General features: G+C 61.2%; 15 protein-coding genes. 5 read left to right on the top strand and 10 right to left on the bottom strand.

The window, feature by feature from the left end; genetic code table 11:
• The first annotated feature begins 2 nt into the window (after positions 1–2).
• The 4 genes from ACY65G_RS23295 to ACY65G_RS23280 all read left to right on the top strand — a co-directional run bounded on the left by ACY65G_RS23295 (position 3) and on the right by ACY65G_RS23280 (position 5740).
• On the top strand, positions 3–983 hold the full coding sequence (locus tag ACY65G_RS23295; protein ID WP_464999672.1) for a glycosyltransferase family 2 protein: 981 nt from the start codon (positions 3–5) through the stop codon (positions 981–983).
• Positions 902–1984 (top strand): glycosyltransferase family 2 protein, encoded by a 1083-nt coding sequence (locus tag ACY65G_RS23290; protein WP_464999783.1) that lies wholly within the window; start codon positions 902–904, stop codon positions 1982–1984. The genes ACY65G_RS23295 and ACY65G_RS23290 overlap by 82 nt, the downstream gene beginning before the upstream one ends.
• Positions 1985–2078: 94 nt before the next feature.
• Positions 2079–4832, top strand: coding sequence for an XrtA/PEP-CTERM system TPR-repeat protein PrsT (prsT, locus tag ACY65G_RS23285; RefSeq protein WP_464999671.1), 2754 nt, complete (start codon positions 2079–2081; stop codon positions 4830–4832).
• 143 nt (positions 4833–4975) lie between these two features.
• Complete coding sequence (locus ACY65G_RS23280; RefSeq protein WP_464999670.1) at positions 4976–5740, top strand: N-acyl amino acid synthase FeeM domain-containing protein; 765 nt, start codon at positions 4976–4978, stop codon at positions 5738–5740.
• 225 nt (positions 5741–5965) lie between these two features.
• Here the strand turns inward: ACY65G_RS23280 and ACY65G_RS23275 are convergent, their stop codons facing one another.
• The 10 genes from ACY65G_RS23275 to ACY65G_RS23230 all read right to left on the bottom strand — a co-directional run bounded on the left by ACY65G_RS23275 (position 5966) and on the right by ACY65G_RS23230 (position 14711).
• Positions 5966–6766, bottom strand: a complete 801-nt coding sequence (locus ACY65G_RS23275) for a PEP-CTERM sorting domain-containing protein (protein WP_464999669.1) — start codon at positions 6764–6766, stop codon at positions 5966–5968.
• A 129-nt stretch (positions 6767–6895) separates the two neighbouring features.
• The gene (locus ACY65G_RS23270) at positions 6896–8488 is read right to left on the bottom strand and encodes an FAD-binding oxidoreductase (RefSeq protein ID WP_464999668.1); all 1593 of its coding nucleotides are present in this window, start codon (positions 8486–8488) and stop codon (positions 6896–6898) included.
• Positions 8485–9345 carry a lytic transglycosylase domain-containing protein gene (locus tag ACY65G_RS23265; protein ID WP_464999667.1) on the bottom strand — a complete coding sequence of 287 codons (861 nt, stop codon included), beginning with the start codon at positions 9343–9345 and terminating at the stop codon, positions 8485–8487. The genes ACY65G_RS23270 and ACY65G_RS23265 overlap by 4 nt, the downstream gene beginning before the upstream one ends.
• 4 nt (positions 9346–9349) lie before the next feature.
• Positions 9350–10075, bottom strand: coding sequence for a GAF domain-containing protein (locus ACY65G_RS23260; RefSeq protein ID WP_464999666.1), 726 nt, complete (start codon positions 10073–10075; stop codon positions 9350–9352).
• A 47-nt stretch (positions 10076–10122) separates the two neighbouring features.
• On the bottom strand, positions 10123–11214 hold the full coding sequence (locus ACY65G_RS23255; protein WP_464999665.1) for a nucleotidyltransferase domain-containing protein: 1092 nt from the start codon (positions 11212–11214) through the stop codon (positions 10123–10125).
• An 8-nt stretch (positions 11215–11222) separates the two neighbouring features.
• Positions 11223–12125 (bottom strand): HprK-related kinase A, encoded by a 903-nt coding sequence (locus tag ACY65G_RS23250; RefSeq protein ID WP_464999664.1) that lies wholly within the window; start codon positions 12123–12125, stop codon positions 11223–11225.
• Between the two features lie 54 nt (positions 12126–12179).
• Positions 12180–12413: an HPr-rel-A system PqqD family peptide chaperone gene (locus ACY65G_RS23245; protein WP_464999663.1), complete on the bottom strand. Its 234-nt coding sequence runs from the start codon at positions 12411–12413 to the stop codon at positions 12180–12182.
• Positions 12413–12979, bottom strand: a complete 567-nt coding sequence (locus tag ACY65G_RS23240; protein ID WP_464999662.1) for a hypothetical protein — start codon at positions 12977–12979, stop codon at positions 12413–12415. Before ACY65G_RS23240 ends, ACY65G_RS23245 begins: the two co-directional genes overlap by 1 nt.
• 182 nt (positions 12980–13161) lie before the next feature.
• Positions 13162–13734 carry an XrtA/PEP-CTERM system exopolysaccharide export protein gene (locus ACY65G_RS23235; RefSeq protein WP_464999782.1) on the bottom strand — a complete coding sequence of 191 codons (573 nt, stop codon included), beginning with the start codon at positions 13732–13734 and terminating at the stop codon, positions 13162–13164.
• A 185-nt stretch (positions 13735–13919) separates the two neighbouring features.
• Complete coding sequence (locus ACY65G_RS23230) at positions 13920–14711, bottom strand: S1 family peptidase (RefSeq protein WP_464999661.1); 792 nt, start codon at positions 14709–14711, stop codon at positions 13920–13922.
• A gap of 265 nt (positions 14712–14976) precedes the next feature.
• Here ACY65G_RS23230 and ACY65G_RS23225 point away from each other — a divergent pair, with 265 nt between their 5' ends.
• A complete protein-coding gene (locus tag ACY65G_RS23225) occupies positions 14977–16497 on the top strand; it encodes an XrtA system polysaccharide chain length determinant (RefSeq protein ID WP_464999660.1) in 1521 nt (506 codons plus the stop codon).
• Positions 16498–16520 lie beyond the last annotated feature (23 nt).

The raw sequence follows: 16520 nt of genomic DNA, 5'->3' as shown, positions 1-16520 counted from the left end.
TCGTGAAGATCGCGGTTGTCATTCCCTATTTCCAGCGCCGGCCCGGCATCCTGGCGCGCGCATTGCGCTCGGTCGCGGCACAAACGGTCGAAGCGCAGCTGGACGTGATCGTGGTCGACGACGGTTCGCCGGTGCCGGCACGTGACGAAGTCGCCCAATTCGTGACGTCATTGCCGGCTGCGGAACGTTCACCTGTGCGCATCGTGGAACAGAAGAACGGCGGGCCGGCCGCGGCCCGCAACACGGCGCTGGGACATGTCACGCCCGATACCGAGCTGGTCGCTTTCCTGGATTCCGACGATACCTGGGAACCGGAGCACCTCGCCAATGCGATGCGGGCGCTGGGTGCCGGCTACGATTTCTATTTCGCCGATTTTTATCAACTGGACCAGACGGTCAGCGCATTCGAGCGGGCTGGCCGGATCGAGCCGGGCCGCCATGCGCTGCTGCCGGGCGAGCGCCATCTCCACATCTATCAGGCGGACATGCAGGCGCAGATCCTGGGTGGCAACGTGATCGGCACATCGTCCGTCGTCTACCGCTTCCGCTCGTTCCGCACGCTGCGCTTCCGCGAGGAGTTCGTGTACGCGGGCGAGGATTACCTGTTCTGGCTGGACTTGTCGCGCATGACGGACCGCATCGTGTTTTCGTCCGCCCGCGAGGTGGTGTGCCGCGATGGTGTGAACGTGTTCGCGGGTTCGGGGTGGGGCACGGAAAAATCGCTGATCCGGCTGCACTACGAAATGAAGTACAAGAAGGCGATCGCCCGGCTGTATCCGCTGACCGAGCGCCAGGTGAAGGAAAATCGCGAGGCCGTGCTGATGCTGCGGCGGGGCTTCGTCGCGGACGTGCTGCATCGCGTAACGCATCGCAAGCCATTCCTTGATGTGATGTGGAAGCAATGGCGGATCGATGTGCGCAGCGTGCTGTATTTCATCCCCCTGGCGGTCGGCCTGATGCTGCGGCGGGAGCACAGCGCGTGAGCCGGGTGCTCGTCAGCATCCTGAACTGGAATGGCGCGGTGCAAACCATCGATTGCGTGCGCGATCTGCTGCGCCAGCAATTGCCCGGTGGCGTCACTGCCGATATCCTCGTCATCGACAATGGCTCGGCGCCCGCCGATGCGGAAACGCTCGTGCAGGGCCTGGCCGGCCTGCCGGTCGCGCTACGCCGCGAGGCCGTCAACCATGGTTTTGCGGGCGGTCACAATCTGGCTGTTGGCCGTGCGCTGGAAGAAGGCCACGACTTCTTGTGGCTGGTCAACAGCGATGCCGCGATGGGCAGCCACGACGTGCTGGCGCAACTGCTGGCCCTGATGGCGGCGGACGACCGGTGCGGTGCTGCATCGCCACTGCTGGCCATCCTCGACCAGCCGGAAAAAGTCTACTTCTGCGGTAATTTCCACGATTGGGCGCGGCTCGATACCCACCATGCCCGCAACGTCGACGATGCCCGCGCCACCGCCCGTCAACGCCTGGCCCAGCAATGGGTACCCGGCACGGCGATGCTGCTGCGCACGCAAGCGCTGCGTGACGCAGGCAAGCTCGACGAGCGAATGTTCGCTTACTACGAAGACGACGAAATATGCGCCAGGCTGGCAACGCATGGCTGGCACAGCGCCGTGGCATACGACGCTCGCGTGCTCCATGCCATGCCGCGGCGCGAGACCGACCGCCCGCCGTATTACTTTTACCTGATGGCGCGTAATTACCTGATTTTCTGGCAGGGCAGCACGCCGCCGGCGCATCGGCGCGGCCTCGCTTTGAAGTTGCTCGACCGCGCACTGTATGACGTCAACCGGCTGTATTACCGGGGTTTTCCGGAACAGGCGCGGGCGGCGTTGCTCGGCGTTGAAGATTATTTGCGTCGCCGTCATGGCCGCCCGGCTCTCGACCGCAATGCCGGAGTCCGGCTGCGCGTCTTGCGCGCGCTGCTGTGGCTACCTCACCTGCGTGTATTGCGCCGGCTCGACCGGGCTGGATGAGCATGATGGCTTTCGTGCACTTGGCGGCCAGAGGCTATTGATTGGCTATCGCCCTCGTGTCATTATTCGATTATTAACTTTTAGTAGGTGCATCATGTCTTCTCAATTGACGAAAGCCGCAGCCGCGGCCCTGGTGGCCGTTACCGTCCTTGGTGCGTGCAGCTCGGACACGGCGGAATCGCTGAAGGCAGATGCCCGGCAGCACCAGCAAAAGGGAGACAGCAAGGCAGCTGTCATCCAGCTGAAGAATGCGCTGGAAAAGAATCCGGACGATGCGCAAGCTCGCTTCATGCTGGCTTCCCTTGCCATCGACATGGATGATCCGCTGGCTGCCGAGAAGGAAGCACGGCGTGCCTTGGCGTTGAAATACCCGGCCGAGCAGGTACTGCCCGTGCTGGGCAAATCGCTGACGCTCCAGGGCAAATTCCAGGAAGCCCTGGATGAAACGAGCCAAGGCCCGCGTACGGCTGGCATCCTGACATTGCGCGGCCATGCCTTGCTCGGGCTGGGCAAGATGGACGAGTCAAAACGCGAATTCGACGCTGCGCTGGCACAGCAGCCCGGCTTCAGTGATGCCATTACCGGGCAGGCACGGCTGGCAGCGCTGCAGCAGGACTGGGCTGGCGGCCTGCGGCTGCTCGACGAGGCGATCGCAAAAAATGCGGCCAATTTCGATGCCTGGCAATTGAAAGGCGACTTGCTGCGCGTGGCGGGCAAAGGCGATGAGGCGATGGCGGCCTACCAGCAGGTATTGAAGATCAAGCCAAATCACCGGACGGCTCACCTGGAGCAGGCGGCCATCAATATCGCAGCGAAAAAATACGAAGCGGCGCAAGCGGATATCGACGCAGCGCGCAAGAGTACGCCAGGCAACTTCCTCGTCGCTTATCACCAGGCATTACTGGATTTTTCGCGTGGCAAGCTGAAAGAGGCGCAAACGAACCTGTTGAAGGTTAACCAGGCTGCCTCGCAATACATGCCGGGCGTGCTGCTGTCAGGTGTCGTTGCCCTGAATCTGGGCTTGCTGGAGCAAGCCGAAGGCAGCCTCCGCAAATATGTCGAGTGGAATCCCGATCACTTGCAATCGCGCATGATGCTCGCCAGCACGCTGCTGAAGTCGGGCCAGGGTCGCGAAGCCCAGGCCATACTGGCTCCGGTGTTGAAGGGCGAAGCGCCGGATGTGACTGTGCTGCAGCTGGCGGGTGAAGCGGCAATGCTGTCGCGCGATTTCAGCAAGGCCGCGGACTACCTGTCGCAGGCGGTCAAGCGGGAACCCGATCGCGCCGCTTCCCATACGTCGCTCGGCCTGGTCAAGCTGGCCCAGGGAGACCGCACAGGGGGAATTGCCGAGTTGCAGAAAGCCTTGGTCCTCGAGCCCGGTTCATTGCAGTCCGGCTCGGTCCTGGTGCGTACGTTGCTCGACCTGGGCAACCCGGACCAGGCGCTGGCGGCCATCGCCAAAATGGAAACCTCGCATCCCGGCAGCGCGGAAGTGCTGGTCATGAAAGGTCATGCCTACCTTGCCAAGCGGGATCGGGCCAAGGCCCGGGCCGCATTCGACGCCGCGCTGGCCGCCGATGCCGTCAATTTCACTGCCACTGCCGGTCTCGCGCAACTGGACATGGCGGATAAAAAGCCGGATGCGGCACGCAAGCGCTTTGAAGCGCTGCTGGCGAAGGATGGCAAGAATATCGAGGCGCTTACGGCATTGGCGCAGCTTGAAATAGCACAAGGCAATACCGCAGCTGCCACCAAGTGGCTCGAGAAAGCCAACGAGCTGAACCCGGATGACCTGACAACCGCCTTGCGTCTCGGCGCGCACTACAATGCCAGTGGCCAGCCGGGCAAGGCGCAAACACTGCTGCGCAAGTACCAGGCAGCCAACCCGGACAACGCCGCGTTACTCGACGTGCTTGGCCAAGCGCAAATGGCGAACAAGGATCCTGCGGCAGCACTGGAAACCTTTGGCAAGCTGACCAGCGTTTTGCCGCGGGCGGCTACCCCCCAGTTGCGGCTGGCCGGTGCGCAGATGGCCATGAAAAATCCTTCGGGTGCCAGCGCTACCCTGGCAAAAGCAGCGAGCCTGGAGCCGAACAACATCCAGCCATACCTTGCGCAGGCCGAATTCGCGGTAAGCCAGGGGAATGCTCCGCAGGCGCTGGAAATCGTACGCCAGGTGCAAAAGCAGTTCCCGAAAACTCCGGTCGGCTACATGCTGGAAGGCGATCTGTTCATGCAGCAGAAAAATGCGGCAGCGGCGGTGCGGCCCTATGAGCAAGCCTTGGCCATGTCCACCGAAGCACCTGTGCTGATCAAGCTTGCCAAGGCGTTGCGTGACTCCGGAAAGCTCAAGGAAGCTGAAGCCCGTGTCGTAGAGTTCATCAGGAAAAATCCACAAGATCCATTGGCGGCTATGTTCTTGGCGGAAAGTTATATTGCCTTCAAGCGCTATCCTGAAGCGAAACAGCTGCTGGAGGGCGTTGTCCAGCAAGTCCCGGACAACATCGTGGCGCTCAATAACCTGGCCTGGATATACCAGCAGCAAAAGGATGCGCGCGCGCTGCCCACGGCCGAACGTGCGCTCAAGCTGAACGATGCCAATCCCGAGGTGCTCGACACGGTCGGCTGGATGCTGGTAGAGCAGGGTTCTTACGAGCGGGCTGTTACGCTGCTGAAAAAAGCAGCCTCGACGGCCCCCAAAGCCCCCCAAGTGCATTACCATCTGGCTGTCGGTCTCTTGAAATCGGGCGACAAGCCCGGCGCCCGCAAGGCGCTGGAACAGGCACTGGCTGCCGGGTCTGGATTCAGCGAGGCCGAGCAGGCGAAAGCGCTGCTCCGGCAGCTATGAGCAAGCAGTACCTGTAGCAAAAAATATAATATTTTAATATATTATTACATAATAAACTAAATAGTTGTTGAAGATGCACGGCAAGACCGATGACTGCTCCGTTATCGGTATTCATGTCGAGCCACTCAACAGGGGAGTGTGCTATGGCCTCAGAGTTTACCCAGGACGGCAACGTCGACCAGTTTCTGCCGGATGATTACGAATCCGGAGAGCCGCTGATTTGCGCTGTCGAAGAAGATAACTCTGCAAACATAACGCATGTGACTATTAATCAATCCGATTTCGGCATCCGCGTTGCCGATACCGAGGCTGGGCGTACTTCCGCAAGTATGCTCATCAATAAAATGTATGCCTGGCGCGGCTATACGGGCACACACCGGATCGATAACAATCCTAACCGTATCACCCTCGCTGCCTCCGATAAGGGAGAGGTCATCGGCACTGTCACGCTGGGCATCGATTCGTCGATGGGAATCCTGGCGGACGAGGTCTTTTCCGATTACATTGGAGAGTTCCGTGCGCGCGGCGCCAAGGTCTGCGAAATCACCAAGCTCGCATTCGCGCCGCACGTTAAATCGAAAAGCGCCCTGGCGTCGCTGTTTCATGTGCTTTTCATTTATGGTCATTATCTGCATCAATGTACCGATGTGTTCATTGAAGTAAATCCCCGACACAGGCGATATTATATGAACATGCTGGGGTTTAACCAGATCGGTGATTTGCGGAGTAATCCGCGCGTTGATGCGCCGGCATACCTGCTGCATGTCAGCATGGATTACGTTAACGACCAGATCCGCAAGCTCGGTGGCACCAGTACCCACCCGGCAGGCGAGCGTTCGCTGTATCCCTACTTCTTCTCGCCAAGGGAAGAACGCGGCATTGCAAGCCGGTTATTGCAGATCGGCTGAGATACTGTTTGCAACAAGCGCGTTGACAACAAGCGATGCGGCTGCGGCCGCATCGTTGTCGCGCCGGTCCGGTGCGCCACCACATGCCGTGGTTTGCGTTCTCGTGACCGTTCGCGCCTGCGATCCGCGACAGCAGTAATTCTTTTATCAATAAAAAAGACCTGGCATGGCCAGGTCTTTTTGTTGCTTGCGGCACCAGGGTGCCGCGTCCGCGTGTGCCGCGGATTACTTCTGCTTGCGGCGACGCACTTGCGCCAGGCCCAGCAGGCCCAGGCCCACCAGTGCCAGCGAACCCGGTTCCGGGATGTCGGTCGCAATCGATTGACCGAAGAAGTTACCGGTGCCGACGACGCGGTTCGGGTCGCCCGGATACGGTTGCGTGAAGCTCGTGCTGAACGACAGGTCGGAACCGCTGACTTGCTGATTGGTATCGAAGTTGGCCGCGGCCAGACCGCCGATGACGTCGAGCTGGCCGAGACCGCTCAGATTCGGCGGCGAAACCGCATTGACCGTACCGCGCAGCGTGCTGCCGTTATGCAGGGCGCCAGCCAGACTCAGCCAAAGCGTACCCAGGCCGGTATTGCCCGCGTTCATCGTCAGTGGGTCGGAAGGATCGATCGTCGAGGGTGCGAAGTTGACATAGATGTCAACCTGGCCGCCACCGTACAGGATGGTCGTACCATCGGTGCCGATCGGGGTGTAGCCGCCGAACTTGAACGTCAGTTCGCAACCTGGGCAGAATTCTGATTGCCCGTCACCGTTCATCGTCGACACGAAGCCGAAGCCGCTCAGCGAGCCGGTGTTCGGATCGACGATCTGCTGGATTTGCACGGACGACGACGAGAAGTCGATTGGGTAGTCAGGATCCCAGATGACACCGCCAACGTTGATCGGGGCTGCCATCGCTGCGGTCATCGTCGACACTGTCAGGGCCGCCGCCAGCGCTACTTTTTTCAACATGTTCATCAAATACTCCTTGAGTTTGGTATTTAGTGCTGCTTTAAGGGGCGGACCTTCCCACCACATTTATCTAAAAGCAAACACCATGCCAATTCATGGAGATCGTCGGTAAGTAATTGATTTTAATCAAAGAGTAAGGTTTTTCGTGGAACTTGTGCGGAGAGAAGGTTTTACGGTGTAAAGTTTTTCGACAGGTCAGTACCTGCCACGCGCGATGAGGCCTTCCGGATCGAGCGCAGCGCGGAGCCGGGCATTGAAAGCGGTGGCATGGGGCATGCGCTGCGCCAGCGCTTCCATGACATCGACACCTACCCGGTACGGGAAGACTCCCAGCGTACGGCCCTGCTGCACGAGGGCGTCATAGCATTCCCGCGTGCGTGCCGCGGCGCCAGGCACGCCATGGTCGAACAAAAGTGGAACCGTGCTGTCGAACAAGCGGTCGCTGATCGAGGTGAACGTCAACAGCGGTTCCAGACCGTGCTCGCGGGTGATGCGGGTAACCATGTCGACGTAAGCGCGCGCGTCGGCGCCCCGCATCGGTACCAGCGGCGCATACCAGCGCAGGCCACAACCGTCGCGGGCAGGGTTGCGATCCTGGTCGGGCTGGTGGCCCGGGTTGCGCCAATAGGCAAGCGGCAATGCCGTTTCGTTGGGCCGGCCGCCGACCAGCTCCAGCGCATGGGCCAGTGTGCGGCTGGTCGAGGCGATGCCCTTGCCGAGCGGGCCCGGCATCATGTTCGACGCCCGGGCCAGCAAATGCGCGTTTTGCGGGCTCAGGAACAGCAGCCGGCTGGCGATACCACGCAGGGCCGCCCTGATTTCCTTCTGCGCGGCCGCGACCATGCCACGCGTGCCATACAGCGTGCCAAACCCCGTCCAGGGCGCGATCTGGTACTGGCGGCCAAGCCGGGCGATGACGGCATCGGGAATGGTGCCATCAACGACCTCGGCAGCAGGGTAAGGGGCCGTCATTGCCAGCACGCGGTGGCGGTTCATCAGGTTGATGCCACCCACGGTACCAGGCAGTGTTGCAAGAATATGCCGGATTTTTTCCACCGCCGGCTCCAGCAGCGCATCGTCACGCAGGTTGAACAGGCACACCTTGACCGTTTCCGGCCGGCGCGCCAGCACGATCGACATCCGCGTCACGATGCCAAGCCCGCTCTGGGTGAACAGGCCGGCCGAGTACGACGTGATACCCCACTTGAACAATTGTGCAAGTTCGTGACCGCCCGCCTCGGACAAGGCAGTGCGGTAGAGGGAGCCGTCGGCCAGCACCGCTTCCAGGTCGGTCACGGCGCCAAAGTGATCCGAGTGGGGCGTGATGCCATAGCCGCGCTCCAGCGCATTGCCCAGCAGGCTGACGCTTGGCCCGGCACCGGTGACCGGCACCATGAATGGATAACCCTGTTCGTCGAGGAAGCGGGCCAGCATGCCCTGGGTGACGCCGGGTTCCAGGGTGACGACGCCCAGCACCGGGTCGACACAGAAGCGCTGCATGCCGGACAAATCGACGATCACGGCATCATCCTGCACCGGTTGGGAGCTGCCGTATCCCCAGTTCTTGCCTGTGCTGATCGGGTAGACATGGCAACCGTGGCGCCGGGCGATCGCCAGCACGGCGGGCAGGGCGCCGCCGTGTGTGATCTTCAGGGCCGCCGCGATGCGCCGGCTGACACCGCCTGTATCGCTACCGTACGCGGCCGCCGCCGCCGCCTGGTCGAGCACCTGTGCCACGCCCGGCACGGCGCGCCATTCGGCCAGTGCCGATAGGTGGGAATCGTTCATCGCTTCGAGAGTGGGTCATTGGACGAACTCCGATAGTAGCGGTGGACTGGCAGGCTGTACAAGCGCGCGATTCGTATAACGTACTCCTGGGTTTCGCGGTAGGGCGGCACGCCGCGATGACGCAGCACGGCTCCCTCGCCGGCATTGTAGGCCGCGGCCACCAGCCGCACGTCGCCATCGAACAGACCGAGCAACCAGCGCAGGTAGGCCAGGCCGCCGCGCACATTCGATTCCGGGTCGAAGGGATCGGCCACCTGGAACCGCTGGGCGGTTTCAGGAATCAGCTGCATCAGGCCCTGCGCATTCTTGGGCGAAACGGCGTTGGCACGGAAACCGGATTCCACCGCAATGACGGCCATCGCCAGTTCGGGATCAACCTCGTAGGCAGGTGCCAGCCGTTCGACAATGCGGCGCACCGAGGCACTGGCGGGCGGATAAACGGCGGGGCCGGCAGCCCAGGGATCGGGATCGAGATTCACCTGCAGGGGCAGATCGGCAGCCATGCAGGCTGGCAGCGGCGCATCCGGCTGCGCCGGCAGTGCCTGTGCCAGATGCGCCGCCTGGGCATGGCCCTGTTCAGCCGCAGCCGAGAACAAGCGCCATGCAACGGCGTCGTCACGCGGCATACCGCGGCCGTTGGTGGCCATCCACCCAAGCGCATAGTGGGCATCCGGCGAACCCAGGCGTGCCGCCTGGCAATACAGCGCGGCGGCTTGCGCAGGATCGCGGGCCATGCCCTCGCCGTGTTCGAGTTGCGCCGCCTCGGCGATCAGCAGCGCAATATTGTCAGGAGCGGCATTTGCCGGACCGGCGGCGCCGCACAACAGTGCCAGCAAGATGGGAAGGCGATGGAGCATGGCATCACCTGCGGCCTTCGCGAGCGTTATGCCGTGCCAGGCTGCTGTTGAGCTGGGTGATGATCTCGGAGGCAGCCTGCACGATCTGGTTCGAGTCGAAACCGGCGCGGGCCATCTCCCGGTAGAACGAGCGCGCGAGCAGGCGTGCCACATGGTCCGGTTTTTGATAGGCCGTCGTGGCGGCGGCGCCCTGCAGTTCACGAGCCAGTGCCAGCTGCGTGAAGCGGGAAGCCAGGATGCCGCGCAACTGCCGCAACTGCACGGCCCGGCCGACGAATAATGCAACGGTTTCCAGCAATGCCAGCTCGTGCTCGCCAAAACAACCGTTCGCACAGCCACTGCTGGCGGTCAGCGTGCCGACCACGCGCCCCTCGATGCGGATCGGGGCCAGCATCAAGCTGCGGCCGGGATCGGTGGGCCGGCGGGCCAGTGCGGCGTAGGGAGAAGCGAGAATATCGTCCACCAGCAACGGCTCGCCGCTGGCCAGCACGCGACCGGCCAGGCCTTCACCGCGTGCGACGAGCGTGGCAGTGGCATCCTGCGCCAGGGGACCATGGCTGGCGGCGATGCTCATCCGGGCGTTGTCACCTTCGCCGTTGATCAGCATCACCGAACAGGTGTCCGCACCGACGAGCGAGGCTGCCAGCTCGGCGTGTGATGCCAGATCGTCGTGCGTGGCCGGCATGCCGCGGCATAGCTGGTGCATTTTGTTCAACAGATCGTCGGCCATCGCTGCCTCCAGGGGATCGATTCATTCTAGTGGCCGTGGCTGCCAGTTTACGCAGCTTCTGGCCCGGATTTGCGCGGCGACAGGAATGCCTTGTGAAACAGGTGCCGCGCGAGCAGCAGCGGCGGCATTCGCAGCCAGTTACCACGCAGGTAGAGAAGAAAGCGTGCCAGGGGGCTGTAACGGTCGCCGCAGCTGGCATGGTCCGGTAGCAGTGCGCGACGGAACAGCGCATCCATCAGGGCCAGCAGCGCCGGCGCTGGTCCCGCGACTTCGTCACGCACGTTGGCGGGGACGGGCGTGCCCAGCAATATCCTGCTGTAGCGCAGCGCATAGAACAACGGCCGCTCGAGTTCCAGCTGGCGTGCACGCGGCGCCATCTCGGCCCAGAAGCGGCGGTCCGAACCGAAATGGCACAGCAGCCGGTGAATGTCGAACAAGTCGCGTAGCGCATTGTTGAATTCGCCGTCGCTGAACAGGTGGACTGCGCTGTGCAGTACCATGTCGACCGGCGCCAGCACATAGACACCTGGCATGCCGTGCAGCGGCACCGCGGCACTGCGCAACAAGGTAGGATCCGGCCGCAACGCGGCTGTTCTCGGCAGGATTGCATGGTGCACGTCGATCATTGAAGCGCGCCGCAAGTGACGCATCGGCGGCAGCTCATGCATCCACTCCCGGTAATAGCGCTGGTCGTAGGCGTCGTGATGTGTGCCGGCCCAGCCTGCCAGCATCAATGCCGCCTCCGCCTCGCCCAGGCGCTCTTCCGGCACCAGCACGTCAATGTCCGAAAACAGCCGGCCATGCGCGGGCGGCAGCCCGGCCAGCGTATAAGCCGCGCCTTTCAGCAGGATCAGCGGCATGTCCAGGCTGGCCAGCGCCTGGCGGATTTGCCGCACCTCCCATAGCACGCCCTGGCGATGCCGGCGTGCCAGCACCCGGGTCCAGCCCAGCTGCTCGCGTGCTGCCGGCACGATATGAGGCAGGAAGCCATGTTCTTCCAGCAGGCACGAGAGCGTCGCCAGCAGGTTTGCGGCCCCCGCCTGGCGCAGCAGCAAGTCCCAGCTGGCATCGTCCAGCGCCGGCAGTTGCGGCGGGGATTGCGTCAAGGCGCGCAGTGCGGCGCTCAACAGCGGTTCCATGCGGCACGTCATGGCAAGCTGTCGAAAAAGGCCAGCGCTTCATCCAGCACGCCATAGCGGAAACGGTAGCCCTGGCTACGCTCGACAAGGTCGGCCAGCGCGGTAAACCCTTCGGCCCCCAACAAACTGTAGTTGAAGCAGTTCTGGGCCAGTTGCATGAACGTTTCCGCGCGCGGCATCGGCTCGGCCGTGACAGGGGCACCGGCTTCGAAGCGGGGGAATACGACCCATGCCGGCAGTGCGGTATCGGACGCCCGCGCCACGCTGCCAGCCGGTGCGCGCACGTGCGCTACCGTGCCTTTCACGGTGTCGGTGACAGCCCTGCTCATCACGCTGCCGGGTACATAGTCGCGGATGACGCCGATCGATGCGTTTTTCAGGCTGATGGGACGCGGCAAGGGATACAGCACGCCTTCATCGAGCCTGAGCAACGTCAGCTCGTCGGATAACAGCCGCCAGCCGCCACGACCCACCAGCGCAGCACAGAGCGTGCTTTTGCCGGAACCGGGAGGGGCGGGCAGGATCGCGGCGCGTCCACCTTTTTCGATGACCGCCGCATGCACGATGAGGTAGCGGTTGGCCCGGCTCGACACACACCAGTTCAAGCCCCATTCGAACATCGGGAATGCCTGGTCCAGCGGCAATGGCTTGAACATCGAACGGCCATCGTAGAGCAACGTCACTTGCGGGCGCAGCCAGCGCCGCAGCGTGGCCGGCCGCACCAGGTCGAGATGAAAATCGGCAAAGCCTTCCTGCAGCGGATAGTCCTCGTACAGCAAGTGGATGCCATCGGCAACGCTGCCGATCGGCGAGCGCAGCAGTGTAGTGAAGTGGCCTGTGCGCAGGTGGATGCCGGGGCCGGCAAGGCGCTCGCCCAACTGGGCGCGGGTCAGGCTGCCGACCGTGGTCATATGCGGCTCATACGCAAGCTCATACGCAAGCTCATACGCAAGCTCATACGCAACTCAGCAGGGTTCGGCCAGGTCCAGCTGGCGCAGTGTGGCGAGCAACTCGGTCAGCTCCGGTGCCGCCAGCTCCTCCGGCGTGACATCGCCATCGCGCAACGCTGTCAGCAATGCCATCGCATCCGTGGACAACAGGTGGGTATCGCCGGACAGGTCGTTGTAAAGCACGAAGGCGCCATCCCAGCCGCGATGCAGCAGGGTCTGGCCGGGGACGAGACGCCAGGATGAAGCCATCAGTACATGGTGCCTTGCAGGTACTCGACAATTTTCGGGCCATCCCAACGCACGCCGGCCGTGGGCGTGTAGTAACCCTTTGCCTGGTATTCGAGCCAGATACGCTGGAGCATGGGAACCGTCTGGAACGTCGACAGGCCAGCCTGCACGTTCAGGTAGCATGCGACCAGGTGCCGGCCAATGCCGTACTTGTCCCATTTTTGCGGATCCAGAATAGCTGCCTGGGTCACGGTTCCATACGTTTTTGCTTGATTGCCATTACTACTGAAAACACGGGTGTACAGCTGATTCTTGTCGCAGCCGCGCGGCCAGCTGTGATTCTTCCAGTACCCCGGCGACCGGCCGGCACAAGTGGGGGGCGGGCCCCGAAAGCTTTGCAATCCACCGGACAGGTAACCGGATGGCGTGGTACATACTTCCACTGCCATGCCGGGTTGGCTGTGCAATGTGAGCAGAACGCCGGATGCGGCCACGCCGGCGCGGGCAAAGCGGCGCCGTGCCTCGCCTTGAGGCGACAAGTTTGCCGGACCCGGCGCTGCGGCATCATGCTGTTGTTCGGTGGCCACGTCGATTTCCTTCTGGGTGGTCTGACAGTTGGGTAGATATTGCGAAAATGGTAAGCAATTCCCGTTCCCGACTGCCGACCCGGTGCTTATAGACTTTTAAATCAATGACTTAAAGCAAAAAAAGCACGCTTTATTGTTGAGCTGTCTCAGATGCTGTAAAGATTCCCGACAGCTCGACGCGGTTAGAAAAAGCTTTCTGGAATCACCAGGATATCGCCCGGGCGCATCGACACATTCGCGGAAATATCGCCTTCCTTGATCAGGTCGTTCAAACGCACGCGGTATTGTTGCTGCTTGCCGTCGACATGACGAATGATCGTTGCCCGATTGCCGGATGCGAATTCGGTCACTCCCCCGACAGCGATCAGCACATCCATCAGCGACATGTCGCGCCGGTATGGCAGTGCCTGTGGCCGCGCAGCCTGGCCGATCACGCGGATCTGCTCGCCGTATGTGCCGGTAAAACCGGTGACGATGACCGTGACTACCGGTTGCTGGATGTACTTGGCGAGCGCCTTTTCGATATCGCGTGCCAGTTCGGTCGATGTCTTGCCGATTGCCTCCAGGTCTTCGACCAGCGGCGTGGTGATCTTGCCATCCGGCCGCACGGGCACGCTTTGCGACACTTCCGGATTGCGCCACACAATGATGCTGACGTTGTCGCCCGGGCCAATCAGGTAGTCGGGGGCTGGGGCTGGCCCGGCATCGACCATCGTATTTCCCGAACTGGCGCAACCACCGAGGGCACCCAGCATGACCGCGCCTGCCGCCAGCCATTTGAACAGCGTTTGGTATTTCACGGGACTCTCCAGTTTGGTTGTTACGGCACGGGACTATGGCAACTGGCATACGACATTGTGCCGTACGAGCTCGTAACTATCATTGTGTCAATCTTATGTTGCTTATTTTATACGAGGGAGTGAGGCGGCCGTGCAATTTTTTACTTTTCGCTCGTGTTTTGCTGCAACAATTCACGAACATAGCGAATGGGGATTGCATACGAAATGCCGCTTGGCTGGCTCAGCGCATTTTCTTTCTGGTTCTTGAGGAAAGTCATGTTCAACACGCCATGAACAATGCCGCTTTCGGGGTCATACACGGGGCTGCCGCTATTGCCCGGGTAGGCAGTACCGTCCAGTTGCAAGATTGAAAATGGGCGGCGCTGCAATTGACTGATAACGCGCGCGTCCAACCGGCGCGAGTTCAATGATGGAAGAATCATCGGCGTGATGGCCGAGAGCATTGCGCGATGCGTAACGGGCGTGAGACCCAGACTCATACCGAGTGGAAAGCCGGTAAAGGCCAGCGCCTGGCCCTCGGCCACGGTGCCGTTAACGTCCAGGCGCAGTGCGGGAAGGGGCACACCGGTCAAGCGCAGATGTGCCAGGTCATGCTCACGATCGACAGCGACCACCGTGACGGGCCGGAAATCGAACTTCTGGCCAGTACCAATCACGATGCCCAGTGTTTCCATCTTTTCCGTATCGAGATCCGGCAGTGCATGGGCATTGGTGATGATGGATAGACCATCGGCGACGGCGAAGCCGGTAGCAACGAAAACGATCGCCGGACTGCGAGTACGCAGCAGCGTGCCGATGCCAACCACCGATGGCTTGATCGCTGGAATCGTATCCTTCAGGGCCGCCCGGGCTGGTGCCGGGAGCGCAAAAGCAAGCACGGCGGCGATGCATGCCAGCAGCACGAGATAACAGGGGCGGATCACGGAGCTCATCGGGTCAGGATAGCAGAAAAATATTAACTTGCAGTGACAGGAATAATTTCCATAAGGAAATTTACTGATAGATTGTCAGCAGATTGCAACGCTCGGTCCCGTGTCATGTTGGAAAGAAAAATTAATATCAACAGGCAACGAATTCTGCGGTATGATAGAGCGATTGATGTAATTTAAGCAATATTCTGGATGGTATTACGTCGGGTTGAAGCAGGTGCGGCATCCTGAATGGCTTAGCTGAAAGCGAGTTAACAAGATGGCAGAAATGATGGCCCTGCTTTTGAGCTTCCTCAAAGCAATTGGCAAGTACCGCTGGTATGCGGTGGCAATCACATGGCTGGTAGCGCTTGTCGGCTGGACCGTTGTTTCCCGCATGCCCAACGATTACCAGGCATCCGCCCGTGTTTACGTAGATACCCAAAGTATCCTGAAACCGCTGTTGGCAAGCATGACCACGCTGCCCAACACCGAGCAGCAGGTGATGTTCATGCGCCGCACGCTGATCAGCCGCCCGAACGTGGAACGTGTGCTGAGAATGGTCGATCTCGACATTACGGCCAAGACGCCCAAAGAGCATGAAAAGATCGTCGACGAACTGATGACCCAGATCAAGGTGATCGGTACCGAGCGCGACGATATCTATACGATCTCGTACAGCAACGCCAATCCAAAGCTGGGCAAGGACGTGGTGCAATCGCTGCTGACGATCTTCGTCGAGGGCAGCTTCGGGGGCAAAAAGCAGGAATCGGAAAAGGCAATCCAGTTCATCGACGACCAGATCAACATGTATGAAGAAAAGCTGGCGATCGGTGAGAATGCACTGAAGGATTTCAAGATCCGTCACATGGGACTGCTCCCACGCCAGGGCGGCGACTACGCCTCCGCTTATGGTGACTTGAACGAAAAAATCAGCCAGGCCCGCCTGGAGCTGCTGGAGGCTGAGGAGGCGCGCAATGCGATCAAGCGCCAGATGGCCGGCGAAGACATGGCTCCTGTTACCGATACGACGGAACGGGCGATCGTCAATCCGGAAATCGATGGCCGCATTTCGGTGGTGGAGAAGAACCTCGATCAATTGCGCATGCAGTTCACGGAGGAACATCCGGACATCGTTGCCGCCAAGCGCCTGGTGGCCCAACTCGAACAGCGCAAGAAGGAAGAAGCCAAGAAAATCCGCGCGGTCGATCCGGGCGCCAGCTACAGCCCGATGCTGCAGCAGATGAATGTCCAGTTGTCGGTCGAAGAAGCCCGCATTGCTTCCTTGAAGGCACGGGTGGGCGAATATTCGGCGCGTCTCGCGCAGATGCGCTCGATGAGCACACAGGCGCCGGAAGTCGAAGCCCAGCTGGCGCAGCTGAACCGCGACTATGCGGTGAACAAGGACAATTACGAGAAGCTGGTACAACGGCGCGAGGCGGCCAAGCTGTCGGGTGACCTGTCCACCGCCACCGACATGATGACGTTCCGTGTTGTCGATCCTCCTGCCGTGCCGAGCACGCCCGCCGGCCCGAATCGACCGCGCCTGTATACCCTGGTCTTCCTGGCGTCGCTGGTTGCCGGCCTCGGCACTGCGCTGCTGTTGAGCCAGATTCGGCCAACGTTCCTCAGCCAGACCAATCTGCGTGAGGTCACCGGCTTGCCGATCCTGGGCAGTATCGGCATGAACTGGACCGACCAGCAGAAGGTTCGCCGCCGTCGCCGCGTATATGCCTTCGCTGCTGCGGTCGCCTCGCTGTTTACGGCGTACGGCGGAGTATTGGCCATCACCGTTTTCCGGCAATCCTAAGCCGGGGAAAGCACAGGTTACAA

The sequence above is a fragment of the Pseudoduganella sp. jia 12 genome, assembly GCF_055502675.1.
The sequence above is the reverse complement of the archived record's forward strand: the minus strand, read 5'-3'. Positions and strand labels throughout refer to the sequence as shown.

Excerpts from the sequence above, each read along its gene's own strand:
- ACY65G_RS23290 (WP_464999783.1), top strand. The coding sequence starts at position 902 with ATGGCGGATCGATGTGCGCAGCGTGCTGTATTTCATCCCCCTGGCGGT.
- prsT (WP_464999671.1), top strand. The coding sequence starts at position 2,079 with ATGTCTTCTCAATTGACGAAAGCCGCAGCCGCGGCCCTGGTGGCCGTT.
- ACY65G_RS23280 (WP_464999670.1), top strand. The coding sequence starts at position 4,976 with ATGGCCTCAGAGTTTACCCAGGACGGCAACGTCGACCAGTTTCTGCCG.
- ACY65G_RS23275 (WP_464999669.1), bottom strand. The coding sequence starts at position 6,766 with ATGTGGTGGGAAGGTCCGCCCCTTAAAGCAGCACTAAATACCAAACTC.
- ACY65G_RS23270 (WP_464999668.1), bottom strand. The coding sequence starts at position 8,488 with ATGAACGATTCCCACCTATCGGCACTGGCCGAATGGCGCGCCGTGCCG.
- ACY65G_RS23265 (WP_464999667.1), bottom strand. The coding sequence starts at position 9,345 with ATGCTCCATCGCCTTCCCATCTTGCTGGCACTGTTGTGCGGCGCCGCC.
- ACY65G_RS23260 (WP_464999666.1), bottom strand. The coding sequence starts at position 10,075 with ATGGCCGACGATCTGTTGAACAAAATGCACCAGCTATGCCGCGGCATG.
- ACY65G_RS23255 (WP_464999665.1), bottom strand. The coding sequence starts at position 11,214 with ATGGAACCGCTGTTGAGCGCCGCACTGCGCGCCTTGACGCAATCCCCG.
- ACY65G_RS23250 (WP_464999664.1), bottom strand. The coding sequence starts at position 12,125 with ATGACCACGGTCGGCAGCCTGACCCGCGCCCAGTTGGGCGAGCGCCTT.
- ACY65G_RS23245 (WP_464999663.1), bottom strand. The coding sequence starts at position 12,413 with ATGGCTTCATCCTGGCGTCTCGTCCCCGGCCAGACCCTGCTGCATCGC.
- ACY65G_RS23235 (WP_464999782.1), bottom strand. The coding sequence starts at position 13,734 with ATGCTGGGTGCCCTCGGTGGTTGCGCCAGTTCGGGAAATACGATGGTC.
- ACY65G_RS23230 (WP_464999661.1), bottom strand. The coding sequence starts at position 14,711 with ATGAGCTCCGTGATCCGCCCCTGTTATCTCGTGCTGCTGGCATGCATC.
- ACY65G_RS23225 (WP_464999660.1), top strand. The coding sequence starts at position 14,977 with ATGATGGCCCTGCTTTTGAGCTTCCTCAAAGCAATTGGCAAGTACCGC.